The sequence below is a fragment of the Fischerella sp. genome (assembly GCF_013388695.1).
In the GTDB taxonomy this organism is placed as follows: Bacteria; Cyanobacteriota; Cyanobacteriia; order Cyanobacteriales; family Nostocaceae; genus PCC9605.
In genome coordinates, this window is record NZ_JACAEU010000013.1 from 1 (window position 1) to 16155 (window position 16155).

Below are 16155 nucleotides of genomic sequence, written 5' to 3' on the forward strand. Positions count from 1 at the left end.
AACGTCTTTGGCCTTTAATTAATGAACCACTAGCTCATCGTTCATTCCAAAGCCTTGATGAATTAGAGCAAGTTCTATTTCAACGTTGCCAAGTTCTTCTCAAACAGCCATCTTTGATTCAAGCGATCGCATGTTTCCACTGGTGTTTCCACTGGTGGCCAAAAACAAAACCTTTATCATTCTGACGCAACCGGAATTGATATGACGATCCCCACACAATTAAACTCTTCCTAAAGAGGATTTTGGAAGACTATTGTCGGTTGGTGTATCCTAAAGACTCATACCATTTTGGATTTTAGATTTTAGATTTTGGATTGGGAATTACTGTCTCTGTCGAGGTTGTGTCAATCCATCTGTCGCAATCATTTTTTAAATTGGCATCACGTTAAAGAGAGAATGAACTCTTCCCTAAACTTAACCCAGCTATAAATTGAACTTCATATTCACTTGTTACAGTTTCATACTTCAACAATGTAATGAGAGTAACAATGAAGTTTAGAAATGAGAGTGCTGCTGCTCTAGTTCGATCTGCTGCTATCTTGACATTGGCCACTGCCCTTTTTACCTCGTCCAGTAGTGTACTTGGCAACACTGTTACTCCAGTTTCAGTTCAGCCCAAGTTAGAAACTCCCTCAAATTTTGATGATGATGCCGGGGGCAATGCGGATGCTGACGATCCAGCCATCTGGGTACATCCATTTTCACCTTCTAAGAGTCTGGTTGTTAGTACTCTCAAAGAGGCTGGACTCGCAGTTTATAACCTCAAGGGAGTGCAACTACAATCTATTGCAGCACCTCCAGCTCCAACTCCTGACGATAGCCCAGGCCGCTTTAATAACATTGATGTGCTCTATGGCTTTGTTCTAAACAATCAGAAGGTTGATCTAGCCGTCGTGAGCGATCGCGGTTCGGACAAGCTGCGTATTTACAGCATTAATCCCCAAGCGGCATCCTCAGGTCAGCCGCCATTAACTGATGTGACGGCTGCTAATGTACCGTTTATATTTTCCAGTAGCCAAACTCAAGTTAATGAGCAGGCAACCGCCTATGGGATTGCTGTTTACCAGGAGCCAAAGTCAGGGCGATCGTTTGCTTATGTGAGTCAGCGAAACCGTACAGCCATTGCTCTAGTTGAGTTACTACAGACCGATCGGGGACAAATTACCTATCGTAAGCTTAAGCAACTCAATCTTCCCAGTCAATTCAAGTTACCCAATGGCACAACCTGGATTCCCTGTGAAGATCCGGGTGAACTCCCCCAAGTAGAAGGCATGGTTGTAGATCGGGATCTAGGCATGCTTTATGCCGGCCAAGAGGATGTTGGCATTTGGAAGATTAAACTGCCGCTAGGCTCCACCCGCCCTATCCTCTTAGATCGAGTCCGTGAGTTTGGTGTTCCCTATACCTATGACCCGGTGGAAGAAGAATGCAAAATTGACTTCAGTAACGATCCAGGCTATGGGGGCAAACACCTTTCTGCAGATGTCGAAGGACTGACCATCTACTATGCAGACGATGATGAGGGCTACTTGCTAGCATCTAGCCAAGGTGATAACACCTTTGCCGTCTACGAACGAGAAGACAACAATCGTTTTGTTGGTAGTTTTGCGATCGTTGATACTACAACGGTAGATGGAGTGCAAGAATCAGACGGAGCGGCTGTTATCAACGTGCCCTTAGACAGTGAATTTCCACTGGGTCTATTTGTTACTCAAGATGGTGAGAATATCCCAGAGGTCTTAGATGATGCAGGTGAAGTGCGAGCAAACACCAACTTTAAATTTATACCCTGGCAATCCATTGCTAACACGTTTCCTAAACCATTACAGATTGAGCCTGATGATTGGAACCCTCGAGACGATGATGATTAAGTCATTGTCAGTTCTGTGTGAAACAATCCTGACTAATAACTGCGGATGAGTTCAGGGTAAACACACCTTAAAGCACATATATAATTGACGATTAAATATATATGTGCTTTAAGGATATATAGGACTAGTATTTGATTTTTGAAAAGATACGTAGGGGAGGCAAAAAGGGGTGTGGATTTTCCTCCCCTTTATTGCCGTTGCGTTAAAGCAGTGCGTAACGCACCGCCACGCCAGTGGTGCCCTGCAGCTAATTCCAACTCTCAAAGGACGCTCAAATCCTTACATAGCCTTAACACACCCTTGTATTTTAAAGAGAGTTAGTGTTCTTCAAAGTTTGAACTGTTAAGACTTGCGGTGGTGTTGCATCTGGTGGATAAAGTAAATCCACTTTTACCAATCTTTTGTCGCCTGCTTTCATATTTAAAACTACTAGAGGTTCTCCAGGCTGACCCTGCCTTTGCACCAAATGCACAAACTGGGTTTGTAGCTTGCCTTGGTCATCTTTGTAGCCTAAGCGCACTGTACCACGAAAGAATACTTGCCGCCCTGGTGTACTCAAAAAGCGTAACCCCGGTTGGACTAACTGGTCTTCTTTGAGGGGTGTTTGCATTGAAATAGTTACTCTTTGTGGTGTTTGAGTATTGTTATATAGTGGTAACTTCAGGCTGTATTGGATTCCGTAATTTCCGTGGGCGCGATAGGCAGTGTCAGGATAGCGCACCAGCATCGGCGCACTTTGAATTTGACCAGTCCCTAATGTGCCGCGATGTACAGTACTTAAAGCATAGGAATAAGCTTGACCGGGTTGGGGAATGGTTAGGTATTTGACTTTGGGACTATCTGTAATATTTGCTCGCCAGAAGGAACCCTGGGCTACGCCGGCGACTCGTCCATAGATTATGGGTTTGTCAGTTTTTTCTAGAGGAGTGGGGGTTTTATCGCGAGGTAATGCTAAATCACCATTATTAAGTAAATTTTCCCACTCTTGGAGAGTAGGGGCACGTTCACTGCCATCAGGATTGGTAGGCGCAAACATTGCCAGACTAGCTGCATAGACAGTGCCATTACTCCGCAGGCGAATTAAGGTAGACCGACCATTTAAGGGCGGTGTCAGTCCTTGAACTGGGATAGGTGCATTCAATAACATCTGACTTTGCCCACCAGGAATGATGATTTGGGCAGGAAAAATATCTTGGCGGCGTCCTCGCAGAACATCATTCATAACGCGATCGCCAGGCCCGGCGAAAACTGTTCCTAACAAGTTTTGAGTAAAGGATGGCAATTCCACAAACGGTGCATCCGGTTGACTCAAATAAGTTGCCCCTTGGAAAACATTCACCTTTACTGGTTGTTTGCCTGGGTTATGCAAGATTATCCCCAGATATAGCGATCGCAAATTATCTGGGGTTGGTGCTTCGGCGACGTGGTGGGCAAAAATATCAAATCGTCCCTGAAACGGGAAATTTAGATGTGCAGTTGGCACTTTTTTCCCTGCTGAGGGAAAGGTGGAAAGGAGAATTCCTTCTTTCAACACCTTTTCTGGGCTATTGCTATTAAAGGTAGGAATCCGATCTAGCTTTCCTGGTAGAGGACGAACTTGTTGAGTTTGGACTACTTCCTCAGCTGGTGGTGGTACAGGTGTTGTCTGGGCAATAGGAAGAATTTGTAAGAATGGCAACATATACCTAGATATTTTTTTCTAGATAGAGACGCAAACAACTTTACCAAAGTGCCATCCTGTGAATAATTAATAAAAAATCGGCAAGAATTGAGGATGAATTTTCTTCAGTCAAAATAGGAACGTGGACAAAGATGCAAGGGACTTTTAGTTGGAACTGCCGCAGGTAATCTAGCACCGAATAATAAAGACCCTCGCAGACAAATTTACCGCAGTCGTGGCTGATCTCAACAGCAGCTGTTCCCACCACCAATTGCTTTAAATCAACCGTTGTTTGCAACACACTTTCCCCACAACTAGCATTGGATTCCACACTTAATTGCGTCCGCTTTTCGGCCATGCCACAGCAGATAATCCCGTCTGGCTGGAGTTTCGCGATTTTTTTCAGTACTTGAGCACTGGCAACTTGCACATCTGGTGGCAGCAGTCTTACAAAACTTAAATCATGAGAGATCGAATCAAGTTTGGCAACTTCAATCAATAAATCATCAGAAGAATTTGACACCTGATGAGGTAGCCAAGTGTGAAAAGAAGTTAATAGCAATCTTTTCTTCATAAGGAATATTATTTAAAATAGAATTACCCTCCATAATAAATTGACAGGGAGCAGGTTAATGGCGGTAATAGCAGTCGTGGATTACGACATGGGAAATTTGCACTCAGCCTGTAAAGGTTTGGAAAAAGCTGGTGCAAATCCTAAAATTACAGATTCTGCCAAAGATTTAGAAAGGGCAGATGCAATAGTATTGCCTGGTGTTGGTGCATTCGATCCGGCAGTACAACATTTGAGATCGCGTGGTTTAGAAGAACCCATCAAAGCAGCGATCGCATCTGGCAAACCTTTTTTAGGCATTTGTTTGGGACTGCAAATTCTTTTTGATTCCTCTGAAGAAGGTATTGAACCAGGACTAGGAATTATCAAAGGAAAAGTACGACGCTTCCGTCCAGAACCCGGTATTACAATTCCCCATATGGGTTGGAATCAACTGGAATTGACCCAACCAAAATGTCTTTTGTGGGAATATTTAGCGCCTCAACCTTGGGTATATTTTGTCCATTCCTATTATGTCGAACCAGCCGATCCGCAAGTCTGTGCCGCGACAGTCACCCACGGCAGTCAAACTGTAACAGCTGCTATAGCCTGGGAAAATTTGATGGCAGTCCAATTCCATCCAGAAAAATCTTCTAATATTGGATTGCAAATCCTATCTAATTTTGTTGCTCAAGTACGCGAACAAATTGCTGCTTAAAAACGAGTTAATTTTTGTAAAATTATCCGATTACCCAACCTCTTTTACCGTCTCCACTAAACCCGTTCGGAATGACTGAAAAATTCTACTACAAACGTGGTAGCTAATTATTTACTTGAAGAAGTAATTAACTAATATTTGCATAAACCACTTTCTGTCATTCAAAGTTAGAGCTAAGGTGAGTTTGTACCAAAGTCTGCGTGAATTTTGACCCTAAGCTCATGGCTCTGAGAATTTACGGTAATAGGCAGTTAAAAAGTTTACATGGGAAAGAAACCAGACCCACCAGTGCGCGGGTCAGGGAGGCAATCTTTAATATTTGGCAGGGAACAATAGAAGGATGTCGCTGGCTGGATTTGTGTGCTGGGACAGGTTCAATGGGTGCAGAGGCATTGTGTAGAGGGGCAAGCCTCGCGATCGCCATAGAAAAATCGAGCCGTGCTTGTGCAATTATCGAACAAAATTGGCAACGGGTAGCGAGTCCCGAACAGGAATGGAAGGTGCTGCGAGGTGACATATTGCAGTGGTTGCCCAAACTTTCTGGACAGCAATTTGATAGAATTTACTTCGATCCGCCTTATGCTAGTGGCGTGTATCAGCCAGCATTGGAAGCGATCGCCCACCACCAGCTTTTAGATCCTATTGGCGAAATTGCAGTTGAACACAGTCCCCAAGGTTGGAATCCACCAGTGGTTCCCAGCTTAGAAATCTGCCGTCAGAAAGTTTATGGCAATACAGCTGTTACCTTCTACAGGATTGGAGAATAAACAGAAGGAACTAGGGGAAGTAGGGGCAGTACCTAGCCCTGTCAAGGTGGGTAAAAACCAACCCAAATCTCAGTAAACAAGACTATTTTCTTCTTTGTGTCTACCCTGCGGGAAGCCGAAGAAGGCGCGTCTACGTGTCTTGGTGTTTCAAAAATGATTTTTTCACCACAAAGACACAAAGGCACCAAGAAAAACTCATTTTAAGACTTACACCTTGACAGGTCTAGGGCAGTACCTTATGCCTGCCCATACTTTAATTTAAAGACCTAGCTGGTTGCCACGCTTATACTGCTTGTAGGCAGCGTAGAAAAGTCCAGCTAGAGTTACGGAAATGAGACCCAGAACCATGCCGTCTAGTAAGGGTTCAACCACTTGAAATCTCCTTGTTGCAATTATTAAAGATTTATTTCCTGTTCCTCATCTTACCAAATCTGGCATCAATCCCGCGTCAGGAAATGGTTTTGGGCAGTAACTGTACAAAAGAAATATACAATTTGTGCTTGCAGACACATCAAAGAAATTTTAAGCTATGTGTATGAAATGAAAAATTTTTGTACACCTAGACTTTGACAGCAAAAATTTTGGATAACCAGATTACCCAACCTAAAATTCTGATTCAGCGGATCGCTTTAATGGCTCTGGCGATTTTGCTAGCAGTCGTTTTGGGGATTTTTGCTGTTCGTATGGTAAGGGCTTCTGACCCCTACGTCAAGACCGTTCTATCCTTAACAGGCAACCCTACTCAGGGACACGCTATCTTTCAAATCAACTGCGCTGGTTGTCATGGCTGGGAAGCAGATGGGCGTGTCGGTCCCAGCTTGCAAGGAGTCTCTAAGCGCAAATCCCCCTATGGTCTGATTCATCAAGTTATTAGTGGTGACACGCCTCCCATGCCTAAATTTCAACCTAGCGCCAAAGAAATGGCAGACTTGCTTAGCTATTTGGAGACACTCTAAGTGGGGATGGGGGGATGGGGAGAGTGGGAGAGTGGGAATTGGGCATCGGGCATTGGGCATAGTTAACAACCACTAACTACTAACCACTAACTACTAACCACTAACTACTAACCACTAACTACTAACCACTAACTACTAACCACTAACTACTAACTATTGACTATTGACTAATGACCATTGAAGTAGACTACCGCTTTCCTGCGGGTGTTGACCCAGAAAAGCAAGCCAAAATTATCGCGGTTGGGCAAACAGTTGGAACTTGGGATGCCCGTTTTGCCTACCGAGAAGCAGCTTTGCGATCGCATTTAGCAGAAGTAGCCTCAGTAGAAACAGAAGCCCAAACAAGTTACAGCATCGCCACGATTCGCTTTCCTGAAGCAAATGTAGAAAACGACATCTCCAGCCTGTTGACGATGATATTTGGCAAGTACTCTATGGCTGGTGCGGCAAAAATCGTGGCGGTACGTTTACCAAAAACTTATGGTCTACATCCCAAACTGGGCATTAGCGGTATTCGAGAACGACTGGGGGTATTTAACCGCCCGTTGATTATGGCTATTTTCAAACCAGCACTGGGACTCTCAGCCACCGATCACGCCGCTATTTTGGCAGAAGTAGCCCACGCCGGACTAGATATTATTAAAGATGACGAAATTCTCGGCGATCTGGATATTGCCCCAACCATAGAACGCCTGAAAGCCTGTCGTCAGGTAATTGAAGAAGTCAAGCAAACCACCGGACGTACAGTATTGTATGCTGTCAATGTTACAGGTACGGCAGATAAATTATTAGAGAAAGCGCGTCTTTTGGTACAGCAAGGCGCCAATGCACTCTTGTTGAATGTTCTTACCTACGGCTTTTCGGTACTGCAAGCCTTAGCCAGCGACCCAGAAATTAATGTTCCCATCTTCGCCCATCCAGCACTAGCTGGAGCAATGTGTGCTGCCCCCGATTATGGTATGGCATACTCTGTGGTATTGGGAACCTTGATGGCTCATGCTGGTGCGGACGCCGTGCTGTATCCCGCACACTACGGTAGTTTACCCTTTGACCCAGTCGAAGAAGGTAAGATCCGAGATATTTTGCACAGTCGTGGTGTTTTTCCTGTCCCTTCCGCTGGTATTCATCCTGGCATCGTTCCCAAAGCTTTGGTTGATTACGGTCAGGATGTAATTCTCAACGCCGGTACTGGCATTATGGATCATCCCGATGGTGCAGCTGCTGGTGTGCAGGCATTTTTCGATGTCCTACAACGAGTTAGCAAGGGCGAATCTTTAACGCTGGAAGCCTTACCACCAGGGCCGCTGCGCCATGCTGTCGAAAAGTGGGGAAACTAGTTGTTTGGCATTGGCAACAACCAACTAAGCTGTTCCAGATTTAATTTGCATTCTGAGGGCAGGCGGGGACGCCTACCCCACAATAGTTAGACTACTCTGAAAATAAGGCGGAAGGCAGACGGCAGACGGCAGAAGGAATAAAGATTTTCATCGGTGGTGCTGTACTAAAAGTTCATGACCCACTAATTTAGAATATGCAGATTAAAACATGATTTTGTCACGGCTTTAATTTACATCAGGGGTAAATTTATTAATATTCTGATACTAGTCATAACGAAACTTGTATGCTATATTTAGAAATCGGTGAGAAAAGTTTGGCTCAGTAGCTCAGTAGGTTAGAGCGGAGGACTCATAAGCCTTAGGTCGTGTGTTCGAATCACACCTGAGCCATTATTTTTAACTACGAATATGGCGGATCAACTCAGCAACCGACCAAGCTTGAGCGATCGCACCTCTGGGTGTATGTGGTTCATCACCATCAAAAATCTCAGAAATGGAGTTTAGACAGGCGTCGGAAAGGAAGTGTTCTAGCAGGGGTTGCCAATCAAAGGGTAGGGCTTGATTTGGATGAAAACGCTGCCAAGCACGGATATAAGGCCCAATTAGCCAACTCCAAACAGTTCCTTGATGGTAAGAGCGATCGCGTTGCTCAGAGTTGCCTGTGTATTTACCCACATACGACCGATCGCTTGGATCGAGGGTGCGAAGACCATAAGGTGTAAGTAAGCGATCGGTAGCACGTTGTAATATTTGCTGCCCTTGCTGGGCAGAAAAGGCACAATGAGCGAGAGAAAGGGCTATGACTGCATTTGGACGAACCTGAAAATTGCGTCCATCGTCCGGCTCAATAGTGTCATATAAGTAGCCAAGCTGGGAATTCCAAAACTGTTGCAGTGAGGCTTTTACCTGTTGTGCTTGCTGGCTGTAACGCTGCGCTTGCTTAGCCAAACGACTCGGTTCGGTAACGATTTCTTGCTCACTTAATATTTCTGCCCATCGAGAAGCCCAACATAAAGCTGAATACCACAGAGCATTGATTTCTACTGGCTTACCGCGACGAGGTGTGACAGGCTGCCCATCAACTATAGCATCCATCCAAGTCAAGGCTACACCACGAGCATCCCAACCAATCAGCCCATCAGTAGAATCAACCTGGATATTGTAGCGCGTACCACCAATAAAAGCTTTATAAATTTGCTGTACTACTGGGTACTGCTGCGCTAAAAACTGCCAGTCTTGCGTAGCTTCTAGGTAAAGCCCTAAAGTTTCTATCCACCACAGTGCTGCATCAATACTGTTGTAAAAAGGTTCACTTTCTCCATCCGGTAATGTATTGGGAATCAGTCCGTGGCGACAGTAACACCCAAGAGTCTCTAGGAGTCCTTTCGCCAGGTCAAAGCGTTGCGGAACTAGTGTTAACCCTGGTAAAGCAATCAAGATATTGCGTCCATAATCATTGAACCAATGATAACCAGCAATGACACTAGGACCAGCTATAGAGGTTCGGTAAACGATAAACTGATCGCTTGCCCGTAGTAATTGCTGCCAAATTTGGTACTGGGCATTGGGTATTGGGCATTGGGTATTGGGTATTGAAGTAGTGATTTTTCCCATGCCCCTTGCCCCTTCTCCCCATCCAAAAATGTGAGAAAGTCGCTCTTGCTCTGCCTCGATTGCTTCTGCAAAAATATCATCAGTGAGAACAGTTTGTAATTTGTCGGGAAAACCCACTTTTGCTTCTAGAGTCACTGCATCTCCTGGCATCAAAGCCACTGTCAAGTAACCAGGACTGTAGAGGTCTTCGCGATCGCTTAATCCTCGGCGCGTTTCTTCTGGTAAATGATAATTCCAATACCAAAATGCATCTGGTTGATAGTTTCCTCGTGTCCACCGCAAGTGCCAAGGTGTGCCAAACTGTCCTGAATTTATCGCTTGCAGGCAAACTTGCCCTTGCCCCAGCAACTGCGAGAATTGCAATCCCAGAGTTGCTTTTTGTTGGGAGTGAAAATCGCGATCGCCGATTAGCAGTCGCAACCTCAAAATCGCGACATCACTGCCTTCATAGCGGTATTGAATTAATAGGCGATGGCAAAAAGATGGGGAGATGGGGAGAACCGGAGGTGGGGAAAAAAACCTCACCCCATCACCCCCTCTCCCACTCTCCCCCTCTCCCCCTCCTAAACCGTGGGGCATCACCAATTGCCTGGTTATTTGCCAGTTGTCTTCACCCCAAACCCATTTGGGAACTGGGTTAATATCGAAATAGCGCAGTAGTTCGTAACCCGTCGGATCAATCTGACCACTGCCCCAGAAATTCGTCCCTAATGCTATAACTTGCTTTGGTAGTTCCAGGCTAGCTTCTAAATGTGAAAGCAGCAGAGTACGCCCAGAAGGTGGATTGGTTGCAGCAAACAACCAACCATGATACATACGAGTGCGAACATCTGAAAGCGTACCGCTGGCAAAACTTCCCAAACCATTTGTGAGCAACCATTCTCTTGTATCTAAATCCAGCATTTGCTACTCAAAATCGTTATGAGTATGATATAGTCGTAACAGTTCGTAATTAATTAAGCTGTCAGGACGTGGACGGGTGAGTGTCACCTGTACACCTGTAGAAAGCGGGCAGCTAGACGCAAGTAATTTCAAGGAGAATTAGTTATGTCTACAGAAGGATGCCTCCGTGTTGGTCAAAGCGCCCCCGACTTTACAGCAACGGCTGTGGTAGATCAGGAATTCAAAACTATCAAACTTTCCGACTATCGCGGTAAGTATGTTGTTTTGTTTTTCTATCCCCTAGACTTTACCTTTGTTTGCCCAACTGAAATCACAGCCTTTAGCGATCGCTACGAAGAATTTAAAAAAGTTAACACAGAAATCCTGGGTGTATCCGTTGATAGCGAGTTTTCACACTTAGCATGGATTCAGACCGATCGCAAGTCTGGGGGTGTCGGCGATCTTAACTATCCTCTGGTTTCCGACATTAAGAAAGAAATTAGCACCGCTTACAACGTTCTCGATCCAGCAGCTGGTATTGCCTTGCGTGGTCTGTTTATCATCGACAAAGATGGTATTATCCAACACGCGACAATCAACAACCTAGCGTTTGGTCGCAACGTTGATGAGACTCTGCGGACACTGCAAGCTATTCAGTACGTGCAGTCTCACCCCGATGAAGTTTGCCCAGCTGGTTGGCAACCTGGTGACAAGACAATGGTTCCCGATCCTGTCAAGTCCAAAGTTTATTTCGCTGCTGTCTAGACTATAGTTAGTCAGGCTGAATTGACCGAATCAGGCAGGGAAATTAAAGGTTAAAGGAGCAAGGTTTCCCAATTCCTTTGTCCCTGCCTCTTTATTCCTAATTTTTTGTTAAAGTTTTGTCAGTCAGAGTTGATTTATAAGCTGATGTGCATTTAAGTTGTATAATCAGGGCGGGCGAGACGCCCACCCCACAAGAGTTTGATTTTTTTGAGAATGCAAATTAAATGCCTTTTAGCTTAAAGTAAATCTTAAGTAGGGGAGCTAGTGCGGTTTAACATAAGTTAACAATTACTGGCTGCTATTCTCAGCTTGGGGAGATTCTACACTGTCGATGTATTGGCTTTCCATGAGAAAGGCTCCCCTAGCAAAGCGGACACCCCAGTATCCTCCGGGACGGCGATCAAATACCACACCCTCTTCACCAATGCGAATCACATCGGGAGGACGCAACATAGGCATAGGATCGGCGGTTTTAACGTAGGGTGGTAGTGCGACAACGCGGACTTTGCTACCGATGGCGAATTCTTTGGACATAAAAACAAAATTATGAATGGTGAATGATGAATTATGAAACTCTTTTATCATTCATAATTCATCATTTCTTAGGGTGCTTGCCAAATTTTTTGATGGTACTGCTCTATATCTGCATATGGATCTACAGGCAGGTGGGAGTGGTCGTGATTGTGATGGTCATGAGAATGACTGTGTCCGTGGTGATTTGCTCCAGCTGCGAGGCGGAATTTACACATTTCACAATTCATCTGCACTTGTCCTAGTTGAGTTTCGATTTCTCGCTCCCTAAGTACAGAAAATAGCTGGGGATGCAGGCCCATTTCTGGCAAACAGGTCATGGAAATTTCTGGATATTGTTCCTGCTGCTGGGCAGTGATGTTAAAGATTTTTTTCACTAAAGCGCCAGTAAACAGGAAGTATGGTAAAACAATAATGCGTTTTGGTTGGTATAAACGGGCGCGACGGAAACCTTCTTCTAGTCTGGGGTGAGTAATGCCAATAAAGCAGGTTTCGACAGTTGAGTAGCCGCTACCTTCCCAAAGAATACGAGCGAGTTTGTAAACATCACCATTCGCATCAGGATCGCTGGAACCACGACCGACAAACAACAGAACTGTATCAGCACGAGAGATTTGCAGGGGGTTATTTTCTGGTTTGTCGAGTTCTGCTAAACGCGATCGCCACAATTCGATAATACCGGGGGCAATTCCAAAATGCCGCCCGTAATGAAACTTCAACTGCGGATACTTAGCCCTAGCGCGGTCAAGCTCATTCGTAACATCAAACTTATTATGCCGTGCGGCAAATAGCAGCACTGGTAAGACAGAGAATTCTGTGTAGCCTTGTTCTACACACTGGTCGATACCTTCTTGAATTGTCGGGCCAGTCAATTCCAGAAAACAAGGTACGACTGGACGCGATCGATCTAAAGTTTGATAAATCGCAGCAAAATCTAATAAAGCCAGCCTTCCATCTGCATCCCTAGTGCCATGACCAATCATCAATACAGGACGCTTAATTGGCAATGGTGGCAATTCTAGAGTTTCGACGCTTGGGTATTCTGGTTGGTTCAGATTTGTTGTATCAAAAATAAGCATTCTCAGTTAAAGCTCCTTTCCCGTGCAACGCAGGAAATAGAGTGAGTTAGTAACACATAGGCGTTCTGGCTTAGGCAATTTTAGATTTTGGATTTTGGATTTTGGATTAATGCCAATCTAAAATCTAGAATCTAAAATCTAAAATCCCTTTACAGCTGCGGCACAGCCCCGGACTTACACCGGTATTTCCCTATTTTGTTACGGTTCACAGTTGCCTTGTTATCTTAACTGAATCTTGCCCAGTTCCAAAATGCGGGGGGAGGGGGTGAAGGTATACAGTGACTTAGTTATTTGTCATCACGGACAGATTGTTGTTGTATTAACTGTCTTAACTGGCTGGCTTAACTAGCTTATCTGACGTTGCAACTAGTTACTGAAAGATGAAAAACTCAACAATAGCAGTGTAACAATATCATCTACGAACTATAGAGTTTGCAGTTACCCTTGGGCAGGTATCTGTAAGGATAAGAAATAGACTATCTCAGACTTAGAATTCCTTGCATCCAAAGTAAGGAAAGTTCCAGTGCGAGCAAGTTGCAAGATGACCTTAGAGCCGCACAGTTCATATTTAAATTAACACCACCTATTTTTTTATCGCACTGACAACCTACGATGCTTGCCTTGCAGTTATTCCTGCAATCACGCCCATCAAAGGTATAAAATTTATGAAATTCACAATGAAGCTACTAACACACACAACTGTAGCTGCAACTGTTTTCACAGCGGGTTTTGTCGCCACAGACCAAACTCTAGCTGCTTCTGCCACCTTTAAAGATGTCAATGCGGCAACGCTAGAGTTATTCGATGAATCAGGAAAGTTAGTCGGCAGTGGAGGATTTACATACAAACCCTTTTCAGGAAGTTTTGTACAGTTGAGACCCGGTGTTGTTTACGAAAATCCTCAAGACCCTATCCCGCCATTGAATGTGGCACGTCGCTTTACACCACCCGAGGAATATTCTCTTGTTAACAGCTTCTCAGTAGATTTGCTGTTGGATGGTTTTGAATTTCAAATCCCTAGTCCCACATCTACAGTTTTTGAACTGAATGAAACTGGTCAGAGCATTGTAGGAGCATTCGTCTATTTTTGGAAACCCACAAATTTTGCAATGTCTCCGCCAGGCCCAACGGATGTGCTTTTGAGTGTGTTGGGAGGAGATCCTCGGTCTCCCTTATTGGGGACTCGAAACAATTGGGACGGATGCTTACCCAGATGTGGAGTTAGTCAGAGAGATATTTTCAGTATCGATTCAGATGGAACTTGGGGTTTCTTGGGTTTTCCTGTAAGTGGACAAGGCCCTGTCAGTGGCAGCGGCAGATGGAAAGCAACAGCAGTTCCTGAACCCACAACTATTGGAGGAACTTTGCTGTTAGTTGCCGGCTTGATTGGAAGGAAGCGCAAAAAGCAGCTAGCAAAATGATTGCTAAATCATTCCAGTTCTAAGTTAGCAAGCTAATCCTGCTCATTCCGTCTTCCCTATGAAAGCTACGCGCTTGATTGAAATTAAACCACTAAAAAATATCCAGTTCTGGCTATTAGGAATAGGAGCCGGCTTAACTGCGATTATCTTAACTCTTTCTTGGAAATCTGGAGATATTGCCCATGTAGGAATGAGTGTAGTATTTTTGTTAGCCGTCGTTTCTTTACTTGAAGACAAACACCACTACCTATCTTTAGAAAGTGGAATTTTTCCCAGCGCTATAGGTGGATTATTGATTGGTGGCGTACTTTGGCAAAGTGCTAATTTTCATCATATTAATTCACCGGAAATTTTTCTTCGCGTCTCACCATTGATTTCTGCTTTAGGCATTGGTTTGCTGGCTTCTGGGTTCAAAGGATTAAAACAATATTCACAAGAACTCACTATATTGTTTTTTTTAGGTATTCCGAAGTTAGTGCTATCATCTCTGTTTGATATTTCTTCCTTGACGGCTACATTTTCGGCTTTCCTGCTTTGGTACTGCGGTGTTGATGTGTCCCTACAAGGAGTTTTCTTAAATTTGCCAACAGGAAGTGTCAAGGTTTATGAGGGCTGTTCAGGCATTGAATCTGTCTGCTATCTTTTAGGCATCGCTGTAATTTGTTTGCTGATGTTTCCAACTAAACGAAAACAGAGAGTTTTAGTAATATTCGTGGCTGTGGCATTGGGATTCATTATCAATGGGATACGCGTTGCTCTGCTAGCTGTTATGGTACTAAAAGTTAACTACCCAGCATTTATTTACTGGCATGAAGGCGACGGTTCCTTAATATTTGGAATGATTGAAGTGTTGGCATTTGTTTTGTTTTACTTTTTACTGCACCAACAACAGGAATAAAAAAATCAAGATTAATGACTCTGTGGAAAAAATTGCGAATTCCGTTTTTGGCTGTAATCTTGGGTAGCATTATTCTCATTTTAATGAAAGTCTTTTTAACAACGAATATAAATAAGCCAAAACCAGATCAATCTGATTATGAATATCAACATCAATATGTTTTTCGTCCTATAAATTTACAAGACTTTAAAAACTTCCTAAGCCGGGAGATTTAGGATAGTGATAAGTATCAAAAATTTGTGTTAAGAAAATTGTGTGAGGAACATGACTAAACCCACGACTGATAAATTAATTCCCTTGTTAAACGAGCTACAGGAATTTGCCTATAAAATGGCAGATTCTATGAATATATTTCGAGTGCTTGGCTATGGTCTATTACTCTTAGCCTTGTTTGATATTCTTGAGATGTTTATACCGCCAGGCTTTATGAACCCTGCTTGGGAATTTCAAACCTTTGGAGCACTGGTTGAAAGAGTACCTGTACCTTTAATCGGATTTGTATTGGTATTTTATGGAGAAAAGTATTCGAGAAAAGAATGGGAATTCCGGATTTTGAAATTCCTGTCTTGGTTAACTTTATTGTTAGCATTATTGTTCTTATTACTCATTCCTTTGGGAATTGCTAACACTGTTAGACTCACTAATACAACTGTTAGTCAAATCAATATATTATCCCAACAAAAACTCACTCAAGCTGAACAATTGGAAAAGCAACTGAACCAAGCTACACCTGAACAGATTAATAATTTTTTGAAAAGCCAAGGTCGCTCATTAGATGGTCAAAATCCTCAAGAAGTCAAAAATCAAATTTTGTCACAAATATCTCAAGCTAAAGAAAAAATTCAAACTCAAACAAAAGCTACTCAGTCTTCTCAAAGAATAAAACTGCTCAAGAATTCTATAAAGTGGAACTTAGGAGCTTTAGTTTCTGCTGCTTTGTTTCTAAGTATTTGGCAGGGAACTCGTTGGGCAAGAATGAATTGATACAAATCAAGTCAGTATAAACTTGCATAAGTTCATAGCGAAATTTTTGCAACAAAGCTCTGCGAACCTTTGCGTTTACCTCAGCGAGCCTCTGCGTTTCAAATTTACTCAGAAATACTAAG

Annotated in this window: 15 protein-coding genes, 1 tRNA gene, 1 pseudogene and 1 riboswitch; of the genes and pseudogenes, 11 read left to right on the forward strand and 6 right to left on the reverse strand. The window is 43.6% G+C overall.

The window, feature by feature from the left end; all coding sequences use genetic code 11:
* Positions 1-107 (forward strand): annotated as a pseudogene (locus tag HXY43_RS01765) (IS630 family transposase); the annotation flags it as partial.
* A 381-nt stretch (positions 108-488) separates the two neighbouring features.
* Positions 489-1871, forward strand: a complete 1383-nt coding sequence (locus HXY43_RS01770; RefSeq protein ID WP_290879195.1) for a phytase — start codon at positions 489-491, stop codon at positions 1869-1871.
* 307 nt (positions 1872-2178) lie between these two features.
* Here HXY43_RS01770 and HXY43_RS01775 read toward each other — a convergent pair whose 3' ends face one another.
* Positions 2179-3552 carry a DUF3370 domain-containing protein gene (locus HXY43_RS01775; protein ID WP_290879197.1) on the reverse strand — a complete coding sequence of 458 codons (1374 nt, stop codon included), beginning with the start codon at positions 3550-3552 and terminating at the stop codon, positions 2179-2181.
* Between the two features lie 40 nt (positions 3553-3592).
* A complete protein-coding gene (locus HXY43_RS01780) occupies positions 3593-4105 on the reverse strand; it encodes a peptidase C15 (protein ID WP_026732698.1) in 513 nt (170 codons plus the stop codon).
* 58 nt (positions 4106-4163) lie between these two features.
* Between HXY43_RS01780 and hisH the strand changes: the two genes are divergently transcribed.
* Together hisH and rsmD are read left to right on the forward strand one after the other, a co-directional pair.
* Complete coding sequence (gene hisH, locus HXY43_RS01785; protein ID WP_026732699.1) at positions 4164-4799, forward strand: imidazole glycerol phosphate synthase subunit HisH; 636 nt, start codon at positions 4164-4166, stop codon at positions 4797-4799.
* Positions 4800-5020: 221 nt separating this feature from the next.
* Positions 5021-5566: a 16S rRNA (guanine(966)-N(2))-methyltransferase RsmD gene (gene rsmD / locus HXY43_RS01790; RefSeq protein ID WP_290879203.1), complete on the forward strand. Its 546-nt coding sequence runs from the start codon at positions 5021-5023 to the stop codon at positions 5564-5566.
* Between the two features lie 258 nt (positions 5567-5824).
* Here rsmD and petG read toward each other — a convergent pair whose 3' ends face one another.
* Positions 5825-5938, reverse strand: a complete 114-nt coding sequence (gene petG / locus HXY43_RS01795; RefSeq protein ID WP_290879205.1) for a cytochrome b6-f complex subunit V — start codon at positions 5936-5938, stop codon at positions 5825-5827.
* A 209-nt stretch (positions 5939-6147) separates the two neighbouring features.
* On the opposite strand from petG, the gene HXY43_RS01800 reads away from it, so the two are divergent.
* The 3 genes from HXY43_RS01800 to HXY43_RS01810 all read left to right on the forward strand — a co-directional run bounded on the left by HXY43_RS01800 (position 6148) and on the right by HXY43_RS01810 (position 8249).
* Entirely contained in the window at positions 6148-6522 is a 375-nt protein-coding gene (locus HXY43_RS01800) for a cytochrome c (RefSeq protein WP_026732702.1), read from the forward strand.
* A 170-nt stretch (positions 6523-6692) separates the two neighbouring features.
* Positions 6693-7859, forward strand: coding sequence for a RuBisCO large subunit C-terminal-like domain-containing protein (locus tag HXY43_RS01805; protein ID WP_290879207.1), 1167 nt, complete (start codon positions 6693-6695; stop codon positions 7857-7859).
* A 316-nt stretch (positions 7860-8175) separates the two neighbouring features.
* Positions 8176-8249: transfer RNA gene (locus HXY43_RS01810), tRNA-Met, on the forward strand.
* 6 nt (positions 8250-8255) lie between these two features.
* Here HXY43_RS01810 and HXY43_RS01815 read toward each other — a convergent pair.
* A complete protein-coding gene (locus HXY43_RS01815; protein WP_290879210.1) occupies positions 8256-10376 on the reverse strand; it encodes an amylo-alpha-1,6-glucosidase in 2121 nt (706 codons plus the stop codon).
* A gap of 144 nt (positions 10377-10520) precedes the next feature.
* On the opposite strand from HXY43_RS01815, the gene HXY43_RS01820 reads away from it, so the two are divergent.
* Positions 10521-11120 carry a peroxiredoxin gene (locus HXY43_RS01820; RefSeq protein WP_026732705.1) on the forward strand — a complete coding sequence of 200 codons (600 nt, stop codon included), beginning with the start codon at positions 10521-10523 and terminating at the stop codon, positions 11118-11120.
* A 288-nt stretch (positions 11121-11408) separates the two neighbouring features.
* Here the strand turns inward: HXY43_RS01820 and sipA are convergent, their stop codons facing one another.
* Positions 11409-11654 (reverse strand): regulatory protein SipA, encoded by a 246-nt coding sequence (gene sipA / locus HXY43_RS01825; RefSeq protein WP_290879213.1) that lies wholly within the window; start codon positions 11652-11654, stop codon positions 11409-11411.
* 68 nt (positions 11655-11722) lie between these two features.
* A complete protein-coding gene (locus HXY43_RS01830) occupies positions 11723-12730 on the reverse strand; it encodes a sirohydrochlorin chelatase (protein ID WP_290879215.1) in 1008 nt (335 codons plus the stop codon).
* Positions 12731-12770: 40 nt separating this feature from the next.
* Positions 12771-12964, reverse strand: a riboswitch (cobalamin riboswitch).
* 431 nt (positions 12965-13395) lie between these two features.
* On the opposite strand from HXY43_RS01830, the gene HXY43_RS01835 reads away from it, so the two are divergent.
* The 3 genes from HXY43_RS01835 (at position 13396) to HXY43_RS01845 (ending at position 16033) form a co-directional block, all read left to right on the forward strand.
* Positions 13396-14151 (forward strand): PEP-CTERM sorting domain-containing protein, encoded by a 756-nt coding sequence (locus HXY43_RS01835; protein WP_290879217.1) that lies wholly within the window; start codon positions 13396-13398, stop codon positions 14149-14151.
* Between the two features lie 58 nt (positions 14152-14209).
* On the forward strand, positions 14210-15049 hold the full coding sequence (gene crtA, locus HXY43_RS01840; RefSeq protein WP_290879220.1) for a cyanoexosortase A: 840 nt from the start codon (positions 14210-14212) through the stop codon (positions 15047-15049).
* A 264-nt stretch (positions 15050-15313) separates the two neighbouring features.
* Positions 15314-16033, forward strand: coding sequence for an HpsJ family protein (locus tag HXY43_RS01845; RefSeq protein WP_290879222.1), 720 nt, complete (start codon positions 15314-15316; stop codon positions 16031-16033).
* The last annotated feature ends 122 nt before the right edge of the window (positions 16034-16155 follow it).